General features: G+C 64.0%; 17 protein-coding genes. 7 read left to right on the top strand and 10 right to left on the bottom strand.

The annotated features are described in order from the left end of the window. Window positions 1–21: 21 nt before the first annotated feature. Both CR492_RS00210 and CR492_RS00205 read right to left on the bottom strand, forming a co-directional pair. Window positions 22–780, bottom strand: a complete 759-nt coding sequence (locus CR492_RS00210; protein WP_102841721.1) for a DUF7007 domain-containing protein — start codon at window positions 778–780, stop codon at window positions 22–24. Window positions 781–1,059: 279 nt separating this feature from the next. Beyond that, the gene (locus CR492_RS00205) at window positions 1,060–2,439 is read right to left on the bottom strand and encodes a hypothetical protein (protein WP_102841720.1); all 1,380 of its coding nucleotides are present in this window, start codon (window positions 2,437–2,439) and stop codon (window positions 1,060–1,062) included. A 243-nt stretch (window positions 2,440–2,682) separates the two neighbouring features. On the opposite strand from CR492_RS00205, the gene CR492_RS00200 reads away from it, so the two are divergent. Together CR492_RS00200 and lon are read left to right on the top strand one after the other, a co-directional pair. Next, window positions 2,683–3,084: an Hsp20/alpha crystallin family protein gene (locus tag CR492_RS00200; RefSeq protein WP_102841719.1), complete on the top strand. Its 402-nt coding sequence runs from the start codon at window positions 2,683–2,685 to the stop codon at window positions 3,082–3,084. An 11-nt stretch (window positions 3,085–3,095) separates the two neighbouring features. Next, the gene (lon, locus tag CR492_RS00195) at window positions 3,096–5,528 is read left to right on the top strand and encodes an endopeptidase La (RefSeq protein WP_102841718.1); all 2,433 of its coding nucleotides are present in this window, start codon (window positions 3,096–3,098) and stop codon (window positions 5,526–5,528) included. 13 nt (window positions 5,529–5,541) lie between these two features. Here lon and CR492_RS00190 read toward each other — a convergent pair whose 3' ends face one another. Next, window positions 5,542–6,918: a phospholipase D-like domain-containing protein gene (locus CR492_RS00190; RefSeq protein WP_102841717.1), complete on the bottom strand. Its 1,377-nt coding sequence runs from the start codon at window positions 6,916–6,918 to the stop codon at window positions 5,542–5,544. A 331-nt stretch (window positions 6,919–7,249) separates the two neighbouring features. On the opposite strand from CR492_RS00190, the gene CR492_RS00185 reads away from it, so the two are divergent. After that, entirely contained in the window at window positions 7,250–8,494 is a 1,245-nt protein-coding gene (locus CR492_RS00185) for a L,D-transpeptidase family protein (protein WP_102842283.1), read from the top strand. A 94-nt stretch (window positions 8,495–8,588) separates the two neighbouring features. On the opposite strand, the gene CR492_RS00180 is transcribed toward CR492_RS00185, so the two are convergent. The 4 genes from CR492_RS00180 to CR492_RS00160 all read right to left on the bottom strand — a co-directional run bounded on the left by CR492_RS00180 (window position 8,589) and on the right by CR492_RS00160 (window position 12,578). Then, window positions 8,589–9,143 (bottom strand): hypothetical protein, encoded by a 555-nt coding sequence (locus CR492_RS00180; RefSeq protein ID WP_146030119.1) that lies wholly within the window; start codon window positions 9,141–9,143, stop codon window positions 8,589–8,591. 1,214 nt (window positions 9,144–10,357) lie between these two features. Next, window positions 10,358–11,218 (bottom strand): transglutaminase-like domain-containing protein, encoded by an 861-nt coding sequence (locus CR492_RS00170; protein WP_102841714.1) that lies wholly within the window; start codon window positions 11,216–11,218, stop codon window positions 10,358–10,360. 143 nt (window positions 11,219–11,361) lie between these two features. After that, entirely contained in the window at window positions 11,362–11,712 is a 351-nt protein-coding gene (locus CR492_RS00165) for a c-type cytochrome (protein ID WP_102841713.1), read from the bottom strand. 233 nt (window positions 11,713–11,945) lie between these two features. Then, complete coding sequence (locus CR492_RS00160; protein WP_245411909.1) at window positions 11,946–12,578, bottom strand: hypothetical protein; 633 nt, start codon at window positions 12,576–12,578, stop codon at window positions 11,946–11,948. A 310-nt stretch (window positions 12,579–12,888) separates the two neighbouring features. Between CR492_RS00160 and CR492_RS00155 the strand changes: the two genes are divergently transcribed. Then, entirely contained in the window at window positions 12,889–13,464 is a 576-nt protein-coding gene (locus CR492_RS00155; RefSeq protein ID WP_102841712.1) for a FecR family protein, read from the top strand. Here the strand turns inward: CR492_RS00155 and CR492_RS00150 are convergent. Then, window positions 13,451–15,391 (bottom strand): CHASE2 domain-containing protein, encoded by a 1,941-nt coding sequence (locus CR492_RS00150; RefSeq protein WP_146030118.1) that lies wholly within the window; start codon window positions 15,389–15,391, stop codon window positions 13,451–13,453. The genes CR492_RS00155 and CR492_RS00150 overlap by 14 nt on opposite strands. Before the next feature lie 221 nt (window positions 15,392–15,612). Here CR492_RS00150 and CR492_RS00145 point away from each other — a divergent pair, with 221 nt between their 5' ends. The 3 genes from CR492_RS00145 to dinB all read left to right on the top strand — a co-directional run bounded on the left by CR492_RS00145 (window position 15,613) and on the right by dinB (window position 18,288). Beyond that, complete coding sequence (locus CR492_RS00145) at window positions 15,613–16,212, top strand: hypothetical protein (protein WP_102841710.1); 600 nt, start codon at window positions 15,613–15,615, stop codon at window positions 16,210–16,212. Between the two features lie 196 nt (window positions 16,213–16,408). Continuing rightward, complete coding sequence (locus CR492_RS00135; protein WP_102841708.1) at window positions 16,409–17,101, top strand: Crp/Fnr family transcriptional regulator; 693 nt, start codon at window positions 16,409–16,411, stop codon at window positions 17,099–17,101. Between the two features lie 107 nt (window positions 17,102–17,208). Then, window positions 17,209–18,288 carry a DNA polymerase IV gene (gene dinB, locus CR492_RS00130; RefSeq protein WP_102842281.1) on the top strand — a complete coding sequence of 360 codons (1,080 nt, stop codon included), beginning with the start codon at window positions 17,209–17,211 and terminating at the stop codon, window positions 18,286–18,288. 25 nt (window positions 18,289–18,313) lie between these two features. Here the strand turns inward: dinB and CR492_RS00125 are convergent, their stop codons facing one another. Together CR492_RS00125 and CR492_RS00120 are read right to left on the bottom strand one after the other, a co-directional pair. After that, window positions 18,314–19,084, bottom strand: coding sequence for a fumarylacetoacetate hydrolase family protein (locus CR492_RS00125; RefSeq protein ID WP_102841707.1), 771 nt, complete (start codon window positions 19,082–19,084; stop codon window positions 18,314–18,316). A 99-nt stretch (window positions 19,085–19,183) separates the two neighbouring features. Next, complete coding sequence (locus CR492_RS00120; protein WP_102841706.1) at window positions 19,184–20,602, bottom strand: helix-turn-helix domain-containing protein; 1,419 nt, start codon at window positions 20,600–20,602, stop codon at window positions 19,184–19,186. Window positions 20,603–20,683 lie beyond the last annotated feature (81 nt).

Raw genomic sequence — 20,683 nt, 5'->3', positions numbered from 1 at the left:
GGGCCGGGCGGCGCGCAGGGATCACGCCAAAATCATATCCTCCTCGATGGTGATTTCCGGATGACGCCCGGGATCAACCAGAAAGGGCTTGCCGCGTTCCAAATGAAGCTCCCCGATCTCGACAGAGAAACGGCGGAGTTCCGCGCGCTGCGCACCCATCGCCGCCCCGTAAGGCGGATCGCCGCCGCGTTTGGCGCGCACATGCTGGCGCGAATGCCTGGCGTCGACGGCGGGGCCGTCTGAGGCCCCGAAGGCGGCCAGCGCGATCCAGCGGTCGGCGTGCAGGCGGTGAAACTGCATGACGGGCAAGGACCAGATCTCATCCATATCGAGACTGGTTTCGAACCAGCGCTCATAGGCTTCCGGCCTCCAGTTCTTGAGGGTTTCCTTGCCCAGCTCATAGAGAGAACGACCGCCGGCCTCGGCGCCGGCGGGCAACTGGTCAAAGACGTTTGCGAAGACGACAGCGACAGCGGCCCATTCGGTGATGTCTTCGTACCAGCCGTCTACCGTCCGCATCGACCGTGGCAGCGCCTTCTGGCGACGTGGCGACAGCCTGTAGCCGCTCCGCGCGGCGGTGCGAAACCACAGGACGCCCGGCGCGATCTCATAAGTCTCGATGACCGCCCCCCGTGGGGAAGAGAGCGGAGCCGGCGCCGGCCGCCGCAGCAATCTGTCCCACAGCGAGGGTTGCGGCTCCGCCTTCGCGCCGCGCATATCCGGAAGGCTTCGCGCCGGAGCGGCAAACAGATCGGCCGGAATCAAAGTGATATGAGTCATCCCAAATCTCCGCGGCGCCGTTCAGGCGGCGCCCAACGCGCCCGCGCCCAATTTGCGCGCTCAGAAATGGCGGCCTCGCCTGGTCGGTCGAAACGCGCTCATGCTTAATTTCAGCCGAAGCATAGATCGACCCCGGCTAAGCGCGGCTTTCCCACTTCCCTCGATTTTGATGCGATTGCGCGGCGCGGACGCGTTCAGGTAGGCAGGGGCGACGCGCCCCGGAGCGCTTTTCGACCGAATGCTCGTTCGATCGACAAAAATTTATTCAAATTCAAAAACTTAACGACAGGCCGCGGCAAGCGTGAGATCGATCGGCGGGCCGCCGTCTTTTGGCGTGACGTGGCTCAAGGCGATTTTAAGCGATCTCGCGCCGGCCCCGGCCTTGAGCGGGACAATCATAACATTCGACCAAACTTGCGGCGGCCCATCCGCTTTGGCGAAGCCTTCGATGCTGGCCTCGCCCGAGACAATAGCGCGGTCAAAAGCGATCAGCGCCGCCCCGGCCTCCGTCGGCGCCAGCTCGCACAGCAACGGCGCGAGCGCGCCCGTCCCTCGCGCAGGCTCCGCAAAGGGCGGAAGGCGCATGTCGCGCTTGCCATCCTTGACGTCATCGGCGGGGCGAAGAAAGGCGTCGGTCGCCATCATAGGCCGGTCTGGCTCGCGCGGCGGCAAAACGCCCTCAACCGCATAGGTTCGCCAGATTTTTGCAGCGCGCTCGCTAGGCAGCCAGATAAAGGGGCGATCGCCCGAGTAATCCGCGCGCGGCGCTATCACAACATTGACCATGCGCTCATCGTCGCCCCATGGCAAGCTCGCCGTGTTGGTTGCGACGTCATAGGCGCCGAGCCAGCCCGAATGGCCACGCCAGTTCGGCGCAAACGCGGGCGCGGCGAGCGGCGGCTCCAACGGCAGGCGCGCTTTCAAAACCTCCTCGAGCCAGACCCTCATGAAGCCGTAGTCGACCCTGTTGCGATAGCGATAGCGCGCGCCGCCATGAAAATGGCCGGGCTCATTGACGACGGTGATCGGCGCCCCGCCGGCCGCGCGTTTGCGCACATAGGCGTCGTGCGAAATCGGCGGATTTGACGATTCGACCGGGGTCAGGAGTCCGCCGAATTGATCGCCTGCATCGGACAAAAGCAATTGCGGCGTCGACATCGGCGCCTCATAGGCCCCCCCGTCGATCTCGTTGAGATTGATCACCGCCAGAACGCGCTGCGGTGGTTTGTCCGGATCCGGATTGGACAAAAGCGGACTTGAGGCCGCGCGCGCGGCGCCGGCCGAACCCGCCGAAAAGCCAAACAGCACGACGCCGAGATTCTTAATCTCGGGATGGTCGACGAAGAGACGCGATCCGGCCGCGAGCGTATCGAGGATTCTTTGCGCGCCGGCGTCGGGCTTCGTGTAATCGATCGGAAGCGACAGGACGAGGGCATTGAATTGCGCCGCGAGGGCGAGCCAGTCGGAGTCCTCGTTCGTCATCGCCGCCGGCGTCGTATTGATGATGAAAGCCGCGCGCAAGGGCTTGTCGAGGTCGGGAATATAGGCTGGCGCGCCATAGAGCGCGCCCCGCCACGGTCTCGGCGCGGAAGCTGCGGCGGCCGCGAAAGCCGCCGCCGCGATGAAAAAAAACAAGATGAGGGAGCGAAGCAGCGTCATGAGGTGCGGCGGCTCCCCTAACGGCAAGCGTGATTGTCGCATTGGACCACACATGCGCGCGCGCCGAAAGCGCATGACGCAGCGCGACAACCATTTCTGTCCAGCGCGGCCCGGGCGCCGTAACGGCGTCCTCAATGGCCCCGCCGCCGCTTGGTTTGCGCCAAAGGCGCGTGCGGCGTAAAACGTCCTCACGCAAGGCGAAGACGGGCCGCTCTCCTCGGCCGCGCCCATGGAGGATTTCGCATGAAAGACGCGCGGGCATGGATGTGGTCCGACGCGGTCGATGTTCTCACCCGGGCCGACCGCCTGCATCGCCAGCTGTTTCAGCTGGCTTCCAGCCAAAGCCGCCGGCCGAATTGGGAGCCGCCGGTCGATCTCGTCGAGACAGATCGCGAAGTGTTTGCGCTCGCGGCCCTCCCCGGCGTCGATCCGAAGGACATAAGGGTGACGATCGAGAATGGCGCGTTGGTGATCGCCGGCGAGCGTCTGCTGCCGCCGGAATTTCGCACGGCCGAAATTCACCGGCTGGAACTGCCGCAAGGGCGTTTCGAACGAACGGTGCCGCTGCCGCCCGGGCGCTATGAAGTCAGGCAGCCCTCGATGCAGAACGGCTGCCTCGCCATCGTGTTGCGCAAAATCATTTGATAGAGGATTGGATGGAAAGCTTCGCGCCGACGCGCATTGGGCGCGCCGTTTTTGCCGCCGACGCCGCCGCCACGGCCGCCCCCGACTCAGCCGACGTGGGAGAGACTCTCGATCCGGCCAAGGACGCGCTGATCCTTGTGCCAGTTCGCGGCTTCGTGCTGTTTCCCGGCATCGTCATGCCCGTCGTCTTGAACGGCCCGACCGCGATCGCCGCGGCGCAAGAGGCCGTGCGGCAGCAGCGGTCGGTCGGAATTCTGATGCAGCGCGAGCCCGGCGCAGACGAAGCAAGTCCGCTCAACATGCATCGTTTCGGCGTTGTCGCCAATGTCCTGCGCTATATCACGGCGCAGGATGGCGGCCATCATCTGATCTGCCAGGGCGAGCAGCGCTTCCATGTCGAAGAGTTTTTACGCGAGCGCCCCTTCCTCGCCGCGCGCGTAAAACTCATCGAGGAGCCGGACGAGCGTTCGCCCGACATCGAAGCGCGCTTCGTTCATCTACAGGGGCAGGCGTCGGAGGCGCTGCAGCTGTTGCCGCAGACGCCGCCGGAATTGATCGCCGCCGTCAACAGCGCGCCGTCGCCCGGCGCTTTGACCGACCTCATCGCCGCCTATATGGACGCGAGCCCGGCGCAAAAGCAGGACATTCTCGAGACCGTCGACCTCCGGGCCCGCATGGATATGGTGGCCAAGCTGCTCGCCCAGCGCATCGAGGTGCTGCGCCTGTCGCAGGAGATCGGCCGCCAGACCAAGGTGAGCCTCGATGAACGCCAGCGCGAGATGCTGCTGCGCGAACAGATGGCCTCGATCCAGCGCCAGCTCGGCGAAGGCGACGGCAAGGCGCAGGAAATCGCTGAACTCACCGAAGCAATCGCGCGGGCGAAGATGCCGGCGGAGGTTGACGAAGCCGCGCGCAAAGAATTGCGCCGGCTGGAGCGCATGCCGGACGCCTCGGCCGAATATGGCATGATCCGCACCTATATCGACTGGCTGATCGAACTTCCCTGGAGCCTGCCGGAGGAAGCCCCAATCGACATCGGCGAGGCGCGCCGCATTCTTGACGCCGATCATTTCGGGCTCGACAGGATCAAGCAGCGCATCGTCGAATATCTTGCCGTGCGTAAGCTCGCACCGCAGGGCAAGGCGCCGATCCTCTGCTTCGTCGGGCCGCCCGGCGTCGGCAAGACCTCGCTCGGCCAGTCGATCGCGCGCGCGATGGGCCGCAAATTCGTGCGGGTCAGCCTCGGCGGCGTCCATGACGAGGCCGAGATCCGCGGCCATCGCCGCACCTATGTCGGCGCGCTTCCCGGCAATATCATTCAGGCGATCCGCAAGGCCGGCGCGCGCAATTGCGTCATGATGCTCGACGAGATCGACAAGATGGGCGCGAGCGCCCATGGCGATCCCGGCTCGGCGATGCTTGAAGTCCTCGATCCCGAGCAGAATTCGACCTTTCGCGACAATTATCTCGCCGTCCCCTTCGACCTCTCCCGCGTAGTGTTCATCGCCACCGCCAACATGCTCGACACGGTGCCGGGGCCGCTGCGCGACCGCATGGAGATCATTTCCCTCACCGGCTATACGGACCGCGAAAAGCTCGAGATCGCGCGCCGCTATCTCGTGCGCCGCCAGCTTGAGGCCAATGGCCTTCAGCCCGACCAGGCCGAAATCGACGACGACGCGCTGATCGAAATCATCCGCGGCTATACGCGGGAGGCCGGCGTGCGCAATCTCGAGCGCGAGATCGGCCGCGTGCTGCGCCATGTCGCCGTTCGCATCGCCGACGGCTCGGCGACCCATGTGCATATCTCCCGCGCGGAGCTGACAGAGCTGTTGGGGCAGCAGCGCTTCGAGGACGAGGTCGCGATGCGACTCAGCGTGCCAGGCGTTGCGACCGGCCTTGCCTGGACTCCCGTCGGCGGCGACATTCTGTTCATCGAGGCGACGAGGGCGCCGGGACATGGCAAGCTGATCCTCACCGGCCAGCTCGGCGAGGTGATGCGCGAGAGCGTGCAGGCGGCCTTGAGCCTTATCAAGAGCCGCGCCGGGGAGCTCGGCGTCGATCCCGATTCCTTCGACAAGACCGACATTCATGTGCATGTGCCGGCCGGCGCGACGCCAAAGGACGGGCCGAGCGCGGGCGTCGCCATGTTCGTGGCGCTGGTTTCGATTTTGACCGGAAAACTCGTGCGCAACGATACGGCGATGACGGGCGAGATCAGCCTGCGCGGCCTCGTGCTGCCGGTCGGAGGCATCAAGGAGAAGGTTGTCGCCGCCGCCCGCGCGGGCTTGACGCGCGTGCTGCTGCCGGCGCGCAACCGGCGCGACTACGACGAAATCCCGCAGGACACGCGCGAAAAACTCGAATTCGTCTGGCTGGAAAAAGTCGACGACGCGATGGCGGCGGCGTTCGAGCGGACGGCGGCTGCCGAAGAGCCGAACTGACCGCCGACTTCCATTACAGCAGCGGATCGAGCGTGCGGGCGAATCCCTCGATCGCGTCTCGAAAGGCCGAGACCGGCGGGACGCCTTTTTGCGTCTCGTCGCGCAAGCTTTCGATCCAGATCGCGACCGCCGCCACTTCCGCCTGGCTGTAGACGACGGCGTTCGCCTCGAAATTCAAAAACAGGCTGCGCGGATCGATATTGACCGAGCCGACCATGGCGAGCCCGTCGTCGACGACCAGAATCTTGGCGTGCACCATGCCGCCGACAAAGCGGATGACGTTGACGCCGGCCGCCGCCGCGTCGCGCAGCGGCTGGCCGCGCGCGAGATCCGCGATGAAATGGTTTGACGGGTCCGGCACATAGATCCGCACGTCGACGCCCCGATGGGCGGCGAGCGCGAGGGCCCCGGCAAGGCCGTCCGGCGGGATGAAATAGGGCGTGACGATCCACAGCCTCCATCGCGCGGAGAAAGCGGCGGAGACGATCGCCGCATAGACGGGATCGCCCGGCACGTCGGGACCCGAGGCCGCGATCTGCACCACCGCCTCGCCCGCGGCGGCGGCGGGATGGGGCGGCGGATCGACGGCGCAGCCGGTGACGAAGCGCCAGTCGGCGGCGAAAATCGACGCATAGTCGCGCACGGCCGGCCCCTCGATCAGAAAGGAGAGATCGCGCCAGCGCTTCGGGTCCGGCTCCGGCCCCATATAGTCCGTCGCCACATTGGCGCCTCCCGCGATGGCCCGCGAATCGTCGGCGATGAGCATCTTGCGATGATTGCGCAGATTGGTGCGGGTGAAGGTCTTCAGCCCGACGGGAAGAAAAAACGCCGCCTCGCCACCAGCGCGCAGCAGCGGATCCAGCGCCCGCTTCGAGGTCGAGAAGGAGCCGAACCCGTCGAGCAGCAGCTTCACCTCGACGCCGCAGCGCGCGCGCTGCGCCAGCGCCTCGATGATGGGTGTCCCGACCTTATCGGTGTGGAGGATGAAACTCGCCATATGGATGCGCCGGTTGGCGCTCTCGATCACGGCGATGAAATCACGATAAATTTCGACGCCGTCGGCGCAGAGCGCGAATTTGTTGCCGCCCCGCGCCGGCGGCAGTCCGTAGCTCTGCAACAGAAGGTCCGCCCCGGCGTCGCCCGGCGGAAGCTTGACCGTCGGCGCGGCGTTCGCGAGCGGCGGCTTCAGCATCAGATCGGCGCCGAGTTTGCGGCCCCCGAACAGCAGATAGGCCGGAATGCCGACCCAGGGAATCAGCAGGACGGCCATCAGCCAGGCGGTGGTGCTCGCCGCCGAGCGCCGCTGACGCGCCAGCTTCGGCACGATGACGATGGTCATGACGACCCCGACGATCATCGCCAGATGCGACGCGATTACTGAACCAAGCATGCGACCCGCCAAACCCGAACTTTGCGCCTTTGACCACGGACGCCCGCTGGCCCGCAAGGGCGCCGATCGCGGCCTCTTCGCGATGCGTGCGGATTGTCGATGGTTTCAGGTCCGCGCGGAAGGGCGCGGGGCGCGAATTCGCTGTTTTTTCGCGGTCGCCGGTCGGCGCTGCGAGATCGTCTCAGGTCAGCCCGTTATAGAACGATTAACCACGGAGCGATTAGGTTTCGTGGGTTTGCAGCCCCTGATTGTCCGCATTGCCGCCGCAAAGATGAACCAAGTTTTCGGTTGGCAGCGCAGCGGCGCGGATGGAAAAGCGGCGGGTTATCGGATGCAATCGCGCCTCGGAGTAAAGATCCTTGCGGCTTTGAGCGCGCCGGCGCTCGGCGCCCTGCCCACCCCTATTTGGGTCTTGCTCCTATTGGTGGCGTCGCTTTTGGCCGCCCCGCCCGCCGGCGCGTCCCCAAAGAGCGAACAGCCCATTCCGGCCGCGACCCTGACGCTGATGCAGTCCCGCGACACGGCGCCGGACGCGCCAATCCTGATGCGGGCCTTCAAGAAAGAATCGGAGATCGAGGTCTGGAAGCGCAATCACAGCGGGCGCTATGTGCTTTTGAAGAGCTTTCCGATCTGCCGCTGGTCCGGCAAGCTTGGCCCGAAGGTCGCCCAGGGCGACCGCCAGTCGCCCGAAGGGTTTTATTCGGTCGGGCCACGGCAAATGAATCCCAATTCCGCCTATTATCTGTCCTTCGACACGGGCTTTCCCAACGCCTATGACAAGGCGCATGGCGCCTCGGGATCGGCGCTGATGGTGCATGGCACCTGCTCTTCGGCCGGCTGCTACGCCATGACCGACAAGGGCGTCGCCGAAATCTTCGCCCTCGCGCGCGAGGCGCTCCGCGGCGGCCAGAACGCCTTCCAGTTCCAAGCCTATCCCTTCAAGATGACGGCGCAGAATATGGCGCGCTACCGCGCCGATTCCAACATCGGCTTCTGGCGGCAGTTGAAGGAAGGTTTTGACCGTTTCGAGGCGACGGGCGAAGAGCTCGGCGTCGGCGTCGTCAACGGGCGCTATGTCTTCGCGCCCTCGAGCGATCCGGCGAATGAGGCGCTCGCCGTCGCCCGCCGCACGCGCGAACAGGAGCGGGTCGCCTCCTTCATCGGCCTCGGCAGCGCGGCGGTGCGCACCGTCTATTCGGACGGCGGCCAGAATCCCTATTTCACGGCCCTGCTGCGCAAGGGCGCCGATCTTGGCATGGTCAGCCGTCCGGAAACGCTGGCCTATGCTGGAATCGACGAGGTTTTGACGCCCGCGCGCGGCGTTTGCGCCCGCAAGGGCGGCTGCCCGGATATCGTGCTGCGCGGCCCCGACGCGTCAAAAGCGGCGGACGCGCAAAAGCCGGCAAATCCGCCGGCGCCTCGCGTCGTTTTCTCGGCAGGACGCGTCATCGCCATCCGCACGACGGAGCCCGTCACGTTGATGCCCATTCTTCTTTGCTACAAGCTGTCGCTGCCGACGCCGCCGCAAACCATCATCGCTGGAGCAATGCCAATTTTGCCTGATGCATGGTTTTAGAGTGGGAACAGAATAAGCGGCGCTCCGTTTCCCTCGCCTTAATCAACGCGGCGCAAGAAAAGCAGTCTTTCCGTGCTAAATTCCGGCATCTATTTTATTGACTTGCCGCTATGTTGGTCGTTGCTTGAATGTTTCTCGCTCCCGGAAAGAAGACTTTAAGCTGCTTCTCCGTAAAAGCGAGTTCATATCGATGCGCCTCGTCCTCGACAACGAGGCTGAATGAGCCCCAGCCAGTGATGAAGTCGTCCGGCGACAGCCCCAGGGGCCAATTAAACTTGGCAATCAACATGATCCGGGCGCCGGGAGGTACGGACAGGCCCGCCGCGCCTGGCGGAACAGAAATCAGCCGCGACGCGGCTGACGCCGCACGGCCGCCGCCGGCCCGTCGCGCCTCAATGTCGACGGAGAGAGAGGTTTCGGTGATCGCCGATGTGATGATCGCGCTTCTGATCTGCGCATTTTTTGCCGATGCGTTGACGCCATAGAATGTCAAGGTCCGCACACGCCCCCCGCCGTCCGCATTCATGGTCAGCTTGTGGGGGAAAAGCGTGAGCGATTTGTCATCGCTTACGCGGATCATACCGCTTCGCCAGTAGTATAAGCACACGCCGAAGCCGATCGCTCCGGCCGCAATCACAAGATAAGTCAAGCCGCGCCAATCTTCCGAGAATAATAAAAACAAGATTTGCACGGCAATGGACCCCCTGTAAAGATTGGCGCGCCGCTTAGAGTAACGCGCGCAAGGGTGAATGCATTGCTTTGGGTCGTACCGGCGTTCTTTCCTTCGAGCGAAACGCCGCCGCGTGTCGCGGCTCAGCGATAGGAACGGACTTAAGTTGCAAATCAAATCGCAAGCGACGCTCCCAGCTCCATCCAGCTTCACGCACAGACTAGTCGATATAACGACCGATCGGTAGTTTTTTGCGCAATTAATATATAACGCTTAGCTGGTATCGGCAATAATTTCCTGCCATAGGCGAAAATATCAACCTCCTGTAGCATAGACATTCAGGACGCACTCTTTGCGCGGCGCTCTGATTTGGCAGGGAAGCTTCGCCCGCGCCAATTCGCGCACAAGCCCTTTCCGCCATGCATTTTCCGATCCAGATCGAATCGAACGAAAGCCCGCGCGGCGAAGCTCAGCCGTCTGCGCGCGGCAGGGACCTGCCCCTCACCGATCGAGACGCGCGAAGCATCTGTGAGTCCCTACTCCAGCTGCATCAACCGAGTAGGTGAAGATTTCTTCTAACTATTGAATGTCCATATTCATCAATATCGTAGCAGACGAATGTGTATATATTTTCCTGTTGCTTATTTTAGAAGTTTGAGTAACTATAGAAAAGTCAAGACACGAACATATATTAATGCGGGAGATTTTCAACCTCCTCGCGGAGGATGATTATTGAAGAGGCTTGCGACGATGACTGTTCCGTCATTTATCTTGAAGAAGCTTCTCACAAAGATGGATCGACTACAGTTTCTTTATGATGCAGGGCTGATCGCGCCAGGATCAGCCGAGTGTCTCGACTTGTTTGCTCTCAAGGAATTGCAAACGCAGCTTCTGGAGACTGCGGACTTCGTCAAGTCATGGAACTCCGGGACGTTTCTTCAGGCAAATGGAACGCAGCATTAGAGCATGTCCGTTCAGATGGGATCATCGGACGGGACATGCTCCAACTTATTGATGTCGAGCGATTTTTTATCGCCCACATGTCTCCATGTGATCGAAAGCGTTCTAGCCGGATCGCGTCGCCGGAGGCGGCTTGAACCCGTGCGCCCCGACAAGCAGCCGAACCGCGTCGGAGCGGCAAATTGCGCGCCGCCGCCACGTCCGCGTTGACCTAGGTTTTAGCGGTTGGAGTCTCAGCCCGCCCCGGCATGGGGCGCGTCCTCTTCGGTTCGGATGGCGTCTGTCGTTCGCGGGCCGGTTTCCATCACTCCGTCGGTCCTCTCGATCCAGATTTTGATTGGGCCGGGCTCAATCAGCCCGAACGGTGTCGTGAAGGCGACTTCGGCTGCGTCGCGGCCGACGCCGATCCGCACGAGGCCGTCTAGCGCCGCCTGCCTTGTCCCGTCGAACAGCCACCAGTGGCCGTCGAGATAGGCCTCGAACACGGCATGAAAATCAGACGGGGAGAGACCGTAAGCGTAACAGGTCACGTAGCGCGCGGGAATCCCGAGCGCGCGGCAAAACGAGATGCCAAGATGGGCAAAATCCCGGCAGACGCCAGCGCGCTGGATAAGCACTTCGGTCGCCGTCGTCTTGGCGTCGCTGCTGCCGCGCCGATATTCGATGTTGTTGTAAATCCAGCCGCAGATCATCTCGACGCGGAGGTGGCCATGGGGAAAGGCGCCAAACTCGCGCATCGCAAAAGTCGCGAGTTCATCGGACGGCACAAAGCGGCTTGGCAGCAGATAGGGCAGAATATCGAGAGGCAGATTCTTGACCGGCATTTCATGCACGCTCGCGGGATCGACGCGGCAGATATCGAGCTCAACCTCGGCGGTATAGGACAAGTGAAGATCGCCGACGGGGGCGACGATCTGCGTGTAGCGGTTCCTCAGATCTGGAACTTGATAGGTCCGGTATGGCAGAGGCGGGTTGAACAGCAGCTGATCTTTGAGGTTCAGATGCCGCTGCAGGAAAGCGACCTCGACGTTGAAGATAAACACCGTTTCCGCGAGGACCTTGTAGGCCAGCTCGCATCCGAGCCTCAGCTTCATTCCACTCTCCCCTTCCCGGCTCGCAATCGCAGGGCCGCGGGCGCGAACGCCAAACCGAAATGGCAACGCCTACGGTCGTATTTCGATGCAAAAATTTTTGGAAAGGATGAAGCCTGAGACCGCCGATGCGCGCGAGGCGGGCCTCACGGCCGGCGCTGGCTCAGCAGATAGGCGACGATGTCGGCGATTTCGTCCGTCGTCAGGCTCATATTCGGCATCCTTGGATGCGGATCGGTCAGGAAGGCCTTGAGCGAGGCCGCCGAAGTCGTTCGCGCCGCGATCGAGGCGAAGCTTGGCGCCTCTGTATTTGCCGTCGTCTGGTCAGGCGCGGTCACATGGCAGGCCGCGCACCAGCGCTTGGCGATGATCTCGCCCTTCGCCGCATCGGCGGCCGCAAAGGCCGGGTGAAGCGGCGCGCCGCAAATCGCCATCAGAATGGCAAAGCCGGCGACGGCGCCGCGCCCAGAGCGCCCGGGCGGCAGAGTATCGAACATTGAGATTTCCTCCACAAAAGGCTTTGAGATTCACGGCAAAGGACAATAGGCGGCCCGGATCGGCGTAAGCTTGAGCGCGATCAAGGCAATCGCGGTTCAAGCTGTGGCCAGCCTTGCGCCGGGTGAAAACGCGCCTCCGGCCGCGCGACGCCAAAGGACGCCGCGACGCCCCCGCTTATATCCTAACTTTTCGAGGAGGCCATTGCGCGGCCCGGCGTCGCGTCAGCGTTCGCTCACTCCGGATCACGCGGCATGGCGAGCCCCGGGCTGACGATTCCGCGCACAATGCGCTTGTCCTTGCCACATCGGAACGAACGGGCGTGTTCGTCGGCGATTTCGCGCGCCAGCTGATTCGCGTCCGGATTGGCGCGCGCGTCGACATAGCCAATGTGACAAACCCCTCCTGGTCCCAGACGGGTGACGACGAGGACGCGGCCCGTCGCCTTGGCCGGTCCCGTCGCGCCCTCGACGTCGCTCGCAGTCATGACATTCCATCGCAAAATGGTTGCGAGCGGGCGGCGCTTGCCTGCTGCGATCTTCTCCAGTCTCCATTCAACAGCGCCTTTATAGACATCGTTGAAACCTGGAAATGTTTGCGACGCGGCGAAATCGCCGCCCGACCCTTGGCCGTAGCTGACATACATGCGCTGATCGCCCGCGCTCAACAGCACTGGCGACCCCTTGTAACCGGGGCAGCGCCAGACGCCGTAACCCTCCGGTTCGACGCCTGCCTTGTGACGGCACTTGTCGGCGTCGAAATTGGTATAGACGCTTGTGATCGCATCGGCCGCCGACGACGATCGCCCGGAGGTCAGGGCGCCGGCCAGCAATACCGCGCCGAAAACCCTGGCGCTCGCCTGAACCATGGCCTGACGCTCCGATCTCATGACGATCGACCCGCTCCGGAAACGACGCAGCAGCCGAGTCACGGGCCGGAGGATTCTTGACGGAAAATTTTGGCGTTGCATCTGAAAATTCAAATCCGTCTCTATCGATAAATTTGCGACCGATGTTATGCGAAAACCGCCGAGCGAAGGCGCCGCCTCATGCTCCGGAGGATCCAGCGTATCTATTGACGCATAATGGGGCGTTCGATAGGTTTTTTCGGTGAAGATCCTGTCAGCGCGCCCGTCGCAACGATCTCCCGCTTCGCTTTTAGCGGATCGCCGCAGCTTTTTGGGAGGGCTGGCCTGCGTCAGCGCGTGCGCCTCGGCGGCCCTGGCCGCCAGCTCCGTCGGCCTCGTTGAAACCTCGATCGGCGAAGCCCATGCCCAGATTCGCGGCGCGACCCGTCCGCTCGCCGCCGGCGCCGATATTTTCGTCGGGGACCTTGTCAGCACCAGCGCGACGGCGCGCCTCGTCATGCTTCTTGGCGGCGCGACGCGCGTGCGGCTTGGCGCGAATACGCGGCTGCGCGTCGATAAATTTCTTTCCAGCGCAGGCGGCGAACTGACCTTTGATTCCGGGGCGGTGGTCGTCGATCACGAGGAAAAAGCGGGGCCTATCGACTTGCGCCTGCGCTCGCCGTTCGGCCTCATCGCCGTGCGCGGCACCCGGTTTTTCGCGGGGCCGAGCAACGGAACGTTCGGCGTCTTCGTCGAACGCGGGATCGTCGATTTTACCGCGGGCGGCGTGACGCTGCGGCTGACCGCCGGCGAAGGAACCGAGGTCAAACGGCCGGGCGACAAGCCGACAGCGGTGCGGCGCTGGCCTTTCGAACGCGCCAACGACGCCATGCTCAGCACTTATTAGGCTCAGGCTCAAACACCTCGATCTCCTCGCTGCGGCCGCGAATCTTCAGACGCCCGACCGAGCGCGCGGTTCCGGGCGCAAGCCGCGCGGCGGCGATCGGACCGATGCAGATCGTCGTCCCGAGCTCCTTATTCGCCGCTTCGAGCCGGGCCGCCGTGTTGATCGCCATTCCATGCGCCGTATAGTCGAGTTTGCGCTTGCCGCCGACGTCGCCGATGATCACCGGGCCGGTCTCAAGTCCGATCCGCGTGCGGCCAAGACCGAGCGCTCGCGCCTCCGGGCGGCTCCGAAACGCCGCGCAGGCTTTGCTGAGCGCGACCGCGCATGCGACGGCCCGCTGCGGATGATCGGGCAGATCGAGCGGGGCGTTGAAAAGCGCGTGAATCGCATCGCCGACGATTTTGTCGACCATGCCGCCATGTTCGACGATGATGTCGGCGAGCATCTGGAAATAGGCGTCGAGAAGGGCGATCAGATCGCGCGGCGCCGCCCGCTCCGACATGGCGGTAAAGCCCTCGATGTCGGTGAATATCGCCGTCACTTCGCGCGTTTCGCCCTCAAGGCGCAAGGCGTCGGGGCTGGCGAGGATGCGCGCGACGATGGCGGGAGCGAGATGCTGCTCGAAGCGGCCGCGCAGGCGACGCTCGCGGCGCTCCGTTCGGATGGCCCCAGCCAGTGCGGAGACTGTAAAGAGGAGCGCCGCCAGGGCCGGCGGACCCGCCGGATCCAGCGACAGATTGCCCCAGCGCAGGAACGCTGCCGCGAGGCCGATCCAGCATGCGAGCAAGCCGGCGACGACGAGGAGGCCGCGCATCGGCCGAAGCCAGGATCCGGCGGCGATGGCAAACAGGCCGAGCAGCGCCGCGCCTGCTGTCTCGATCGGCGCGAGAATGGCGGGTCGCGTCGCAATTGCTCCCGACATCAGGGTTGTGATTGCGTCGGCCTCGATCTGCACGGCGGGCGCGGCTTCGGCCGCGGCGGTGCGCCGAAGAATGCCGACTTCCGGGGCGCTGCTGCCGACAAGAACGATCGCATTTCTGATCCGGCCCGCATCAAAGCCCCCGTCCAGAATGTCCGCGGCCGACAGCGTGCGTCGGTTCCAGGCGTCCGGCGGCGACGCGCGAAAACGCAAGCTGGCGTTCGGCCCCAGCGCGACGGCGCGATCGCCGATCTGCAGGCGCATCGGCGCATCTTCGATGATCAATGTCGAAGCCTCGCGCGCGACGCGCAGCGCCTCGACGGCGAAGCCGGGCGCAAGGACGCCGCCGGCGAACGCGAGCAATGGCGTGCGGCGCGCGACGCCGTCCGGATCATTTTCGAAGACGATGAGCCCGATGCCGGCGGCGGCGCCCGCCAGCGCCGGGAACGGGCCGATCACCGCCGCGGCGCGCCAGATATCAGGCAGGCGCAGCGCGCCGCGCGCAAGAATGGGCGCAGCGTTTCGGTAGGGCGACGTCGGCTCCTGCGATAAGACGGCGCCCAGCACGGAGGGCGTAAGCGCAAGCGCCCGCTCGAGTTCGGCGTCGCCGTCGGCAAGCTCGCGCGCGATGGCGGCAAGATCGGCGCGGCCGGTCTCGGCAGCGAGGCGCCGGGCGACAGACGCCGGCGACAGCCTGTCGTCTCCATCGAGCAGCATGTCGAGGCCGATGACGATCGGGCCGGCGCCGGACAGTGCGTCGACAAGGCGAGCCAGCAGCGCGCGGCTCCATGGCCAGGGGCCGTGGCGGCGCAGCGCGTCGCTGTCAATGTCGACGACCACAAGAGGCTGAGCCGCCGCCGCATCCGAATAGGGCAGCTCCAGGTCGAGCGCGTTTTCGCGCAGGACGCCGCGGACGCCGCCGGCGTCAATCGACCACAGCGTCCCAACGGCGAGAAGGAAGATGGCGCCGACAATCTGCGCGGCAGAGGCGAACGAGATGCGCGTCATGTCAGCTAAATAGCATTGCCGATCGGCGTCGGCGGGAAATTTATGAGGCGCGGCCGGCAAGCGAACTCAAAGCAAACAGGCAACGCGCGGCGATCGGCTCGATTTCAGCCGCGCGAGCAAGTCAGAATCACGGATTTGCACAACTGTTCCCCGGGTAACAGCGGCGCGGGCAAGGGCGCCGGATGATCAGGGCCTCGATACCCCAACAGTGGAGACCTGAGATGAAAACCCTTGGATTTGCCGCCGCCGCGGCGCTTGCATTGCTAACTCCTGCCGTCGCCGCTCCGGCGTCGCAGACAATCACCTTCACGATGGCGCCCTCGCCGGGGGCCGCGACCTGCCTGAAAAATGCGCGCGCCACCGTCATCGACCACAGCTTTGGCGATTTCGAAAATCTTGAAGTTCTCGTTCGCGGCCTGCCGCCGAACACGGATTTCGACCTGTTCACGATTCAGGTCCCGAACGCGCCCTTCGGATTAGCCTGGTATGTCGGCGACATCGTCACCGACGACAAGGGCATTGGCGTCGGCAATTTCGTCGGCCGCTTCAATGTCGAGACCTTCATTGTCTCGCCCGGCGCCGTCACGCCGCCGCCGCAGGTGCATTTGACGCCTCCCTTCCCCGACGCAACGGTGGGGGTCAAGACCGCGCCGATCCACACCTATCATCTCGGCCTGTGGTTCAATTCGCCGGAAGACGCCAAAAAGGCCAATTGTTCCGACGCCATCACTCCGTTCAACGGCGTCCACAAGGCCGGGATTCAGGTTCTGAACACGGACGCCTTCCCGGCGGCCAAGGGCCCCTTGTTCCAACTCAAATAATCACGGCGGCCGCGGCCGGGCGATCTTTGCGTCCGGCCGCTCGCCATTGTCCGAACACGCAGTTGACGCCCAGAGCTTCCGCATGATGCAGAAGCACTGGCGTGTGATGAAGGTTTTGCTATAATTTCCGCGTTCCACCGTCCTGCCCTCCGCGCGACGGCAAGGGTCGAGGCGCTGTCTCAGCTTGAGAGCCATCATGGTTGCGCCGCTTTCCCCCGACACGGTGCGTTTTCCCTTGTTCGGTCTGCTCGACGCCGCCGACAGCGCCGCGCTCGCGCCCCTGCTGCGCCGACGGCGCTTTGACGCCGGACGGCTCATTTTTCAACGCAACGACCCCGCCGACGAAGTGCTGCTGGTGACCGCCGGCCAGCTGCGCATTTCGGTTTGTTCGGTCGAAGGGCGCGAACTTGCTTTCCGGATCGCCGTCCCCGGCGACACGATCGGCGAGATCGGCGTCCTCGACAATCGCCGCCGCAGCGCCGACGTCACCGCTCTTTGCATCTCGGAAGCGTTCGCGCTTGGCCGCGCCGACTTGAACCGATTGTTGATAAGCCGGCCCCAGATGGCGATGGGCGTTATCCAGTTTCTGTGCGGGCGCCTGCGCGACACAAGCGAGCAATTGGAGACGCTGGCCTTGCAGCGGATCGAGGCGCGGCTGGCGCGGCTCCTCTTGCGCCTCCTCAGCGCCGGCGGACCGGTTTGCGCCGAAATGCAGCTGACGCTGCAGATCACGCAGTCCGAGATCGGCGGATTGATTGGCGCGAGCCGGCCTAAAGTCAACGTCGCCTTCAGCGTTCTCGAGGAGCATGGCGCGATCCGGCGGCGCGGCAAAACACTCCTCTGCCGTCTTCCAATTTTAGGCAAAATCGCGGAGACGGCCGAGGCCTGAAACCCGGAGCCGTCCGATCGCGCGCAAAGGCTCGGCGGCCGGCCCGGTTGATCGGGCGGCCTCATGGTCTAAAATGGAGGCCGGCCTGCCGATTTCTGGATCTGATCATGGAGCCCGCACAGCGACGCAAGATCATCCATATCGACATGGACGCCTTTTTCGCATCGGTCGAACAGCGCGACAATCCGGAGCTTCGCGGCAAGCCGGTCGCCGTCGGCGGTTCGAGCCAGCGCGGCGTCGTCGCCGCGGCGAGCTATGAGGCGCGCGCATTCGGCGTGCGTTCGGCGATGCCCTCGGTCACGGCGCGACGGAAATGTCCGGAGCTGATTTTCGTCAAACCGCGTTTTGACGTCTACCGTGCGGTCTCGGAAGAAATGCGCGCGATCTTCGCCGAATATACGCCAATCATCGAACCGCTATCGCTCGACGAAGCCTATCTCGATGTCAGCGAGACTCTGCATGGGGCGGTCTCGGCGACCGAGATCGCGCAGCAGATCCGCGCGAAAATCCGCGAACGGACGAATCTCACAGCTTCCGCCGGCGTCTCCTACAACAAATTTCTGGCCAAGCTCGCCTCGGACCATCGCAAACCCGATGGATTATTTGTGATCACGCCGAAGATGGGAGCGGCCTTTGTCGAGGCGTTGCCGGTACAAAAATTTCATGGCGTCGGCCCGGCGACGGCAGCCAAGATGAAGCGGCTCGGCATTGAGACGGGCCTCGACCTGAAGGCGCAGTCGATGGCCTTCATGCAACAGCAATTTGGCAAAGCCGGACCCTATTATTATGGCGTCGCGCGCGGCGTCGACGAAAGGCCGGTTCGCGCCCACCGCATTCGCAAATCCATGGGCGCCGAAAATACATTCTTCGTTGATCTTTTCACCTTTGAAGCGGCGCGCGAAGCGATGGAGCCGATTGTCGACAAGGTCTGGCGCCATAGCGAGAACGCGGGCGCGCATGGCCGGACTCTGACCCTCAAAGTCAAATATGCCGATTTTCAGCAAATCACCCGGAGCCGGACCGGCATGACGCCGTTTGCAACACGCGCCGAGCTCATGCGCCAAAGCCTTGACCTCCTCACCCCGCTGTTTCCCTGCGACAAGGGCGTCCGGCTTCTCGGCGTGTCATTGTCCTCGCTGGATTTCGCACAGGAGAGCGAGACGCTCCAGTTGTGTCTTGGCTTGTAGGCGGCCCGATCGGTCGGCGTCGCGCTCACACATATTGATTGCGCAACACGCCGACGCCGTCGATCGCGACCTCGATCATGGTTCCGGATTTCATCGGCAACACGCCAAGCGACGTGCCGCAGGCGATGATGTCTCCGGCCTCCAGCGTCATATCGTGCGAGATGCGGCTGACCAGCTCCGCCGGCCCAAAGATCGCATCATTCAATCCATAGTTCTGCCGCTCGCGTCCATTGACCAGCGTGCGGACCCTCAAGGCCGTCGGATCGAGCCCGGTCGCCACCACGGGACCAAACACCCCAAACGTGTCGAAATTCTTGGCGCGGGTCCATTGCGGAAAGGAGGGGTCGCGCTGCAGCAGCTCCAGCGCAGTGACGTCGTTGACGCCGGTGTAGCCAAAAATATACTCGCTGGCGGACTCAACAGGGACAGCCTTGCAGGTCTTGCCGATGACAACGCCGAGTTCGCCCTCGTAGAAGACGCGGCCGTCATAGGAGCCGGGCGCCCGGATCGGCTGGCCGTGGGCGTTGAAGGAGTTGGGCGTCTTGATGAAATACAGCGGTTCGGCCGGAATCGCCCAACCGTTCTTTTCCGCCGCGGCGTGAAAATTGTTCCATAGCGCCACCATTTTGGTCGGCGTCGTCGGCGTCAGCCAGTGCGCCTCGGCCACGGGGGCGATCTCGCCGGTCCTTGCGCCGCTGTCGAAAAGGCCGCCACCCTCATGGAGAAAGATCGTGTCCCCCTCGACGACGCCGACTCGGGCTCGTCCGCCATAGTCTATCCGGGCCCAAAGCGTCATTCGCGCCTCCCTGTAAAATTTTCGCGTGGGGAGATCACCGATAGTGACGAAATCCGCCGCTGTCACGTCACGGTTCCGCTTGGGCCGAAGAGCGGCGCGTCAACTATCGGAAAAGCCGAAGGGCGCGCTGGCGCGCCGGTAATCGTCGGGGAGCACCTGACGGCCGATCAGCGGCGCCGATCGCGCGGTGCAATTGGTGCGGTGGCAGAGGCGGCAGGTGACGCCGATCGGCGTCGCCGCAACCGCGCTGAAGTCAGGCTGGTCCTGCGTATAGATCAGCTGGCCGGCGTGTTCGGCGGCGCAGCCGAGCGCGATGGCGCGCTCGACGCGCTGCGCGCCATAGGCCCCGCCCCCGGCCGTCACCGTGCGGGCGATCGAGAAGAAGCGCTGGCCGTCGGGCAATTCCAGCCATTGGGTGACAATCTGGCGCGGCGTGCGGAACACATTGTGGATCGACCAGAGCGGGCAGGCGCCGCCGTGACGGGCAAAGGGAAAGCCGGCGCCGTCCAGCCGCTTCGACACATTGCCGGCGGGATCGACCCGAATGAAAAAGAAAGGCACCCGCTCCTGCCCCGGCTTCTGCAAGGTGGTCAGCCGATGCGCCGTCTGCTCGAAGCTGGCGCCGAACTGGCGCGCCAGCGCCTCGACGTCATAGCGCCGCGCTTCGACCGCCCTGGCGAAGGCAGAATAGGGCATGATCAAAGCGGCGGCGGCGTAGCTTGCCAGCGCCCGTCGCGTCAGGCGCTCGCCGCTCTGCGTGGCGAAGCTGCCTTCCCTCAGCACGGCGTCGATCTCATCCGCCATTTCGAGATAGATCAGCTGAAGCGCCAGCTGGAAGGTCTGGCTCGCCGCGTCCAGCGAATCGTCGAGGAGGATCTCGTCGCGATGGCGGTCGAGCCGCCGCGTCGAACCGACCATGACCTCGGAGGGCAGACGCCGGACGCCCAGATGGTGCCGGGCGCGCAAATGGCCGATGACGCCGGAGCGCCCGCTCACCGTTTGGGCGAGGCGCTCGGCGGCGTTGTCGAGGCCCGGAAAACTGTTGCGGCGGGCGGCGAGAAAGCGCCTGGCTTCAGCGACAGGGTCCGGCGCGTCCGCGCCGCGGTCGCCGCCGCTGCGCCCCTCCGCGCCGCGATCGGCCAGCGCCATCTGTTCTTCCTTATAGGCAAGATAGAGCCGCAGCAGCGCTTCCGTGACGCCGGGATAGCTGGTGGCGACGTCCTCGGTTTCGAGCGGCGGCATGTCGATGTCCGAGAACATCGGATCTTTCAAGACGGCTTGAAGGCGGCCCGTATATTCGGCGGGGCTGTCTCCGGCGAGGTCACTCATGTCGATTTTGTAGGTGCGAGCGAGGCGCAGCAGCATGTCGGCGGTCAAGGGGCGCTGATTGCGCTCCAGCAGAGCCACGTAAGAGGCTGAAATATCGAGGTCTGTGGCCATATTGGCCTGGGTGAGGCCAAGATCGCGGCGCAGCCGGCGCAGGCGTGGGCCCATGAAGACGGGGCGAACATTGGACATTTTCGAAGGCTCCGCGCAATTTCGAAGGCTCCGCGTTTGCGGGCCTGGCGCCGTGTGTACAATCTTTACAGCATTACAATC

It is taken from the genome of Methylocella silvestris, assembly GCF_002891535.1.
In the GTDB taxonomy this organism is placed as follows: Bacteria; Pseudomonadota; Alphaproteobacteria; order Rhizobiales; family Beijerinckiaceae; genus Methylocapsa; species Methylocapsa silvestris_A.
The sequence above is the reverse complement of the archived record's forward strand: the minus strand, read 5'-3'. Positions and strand labels throughout refer to the sequence as shown.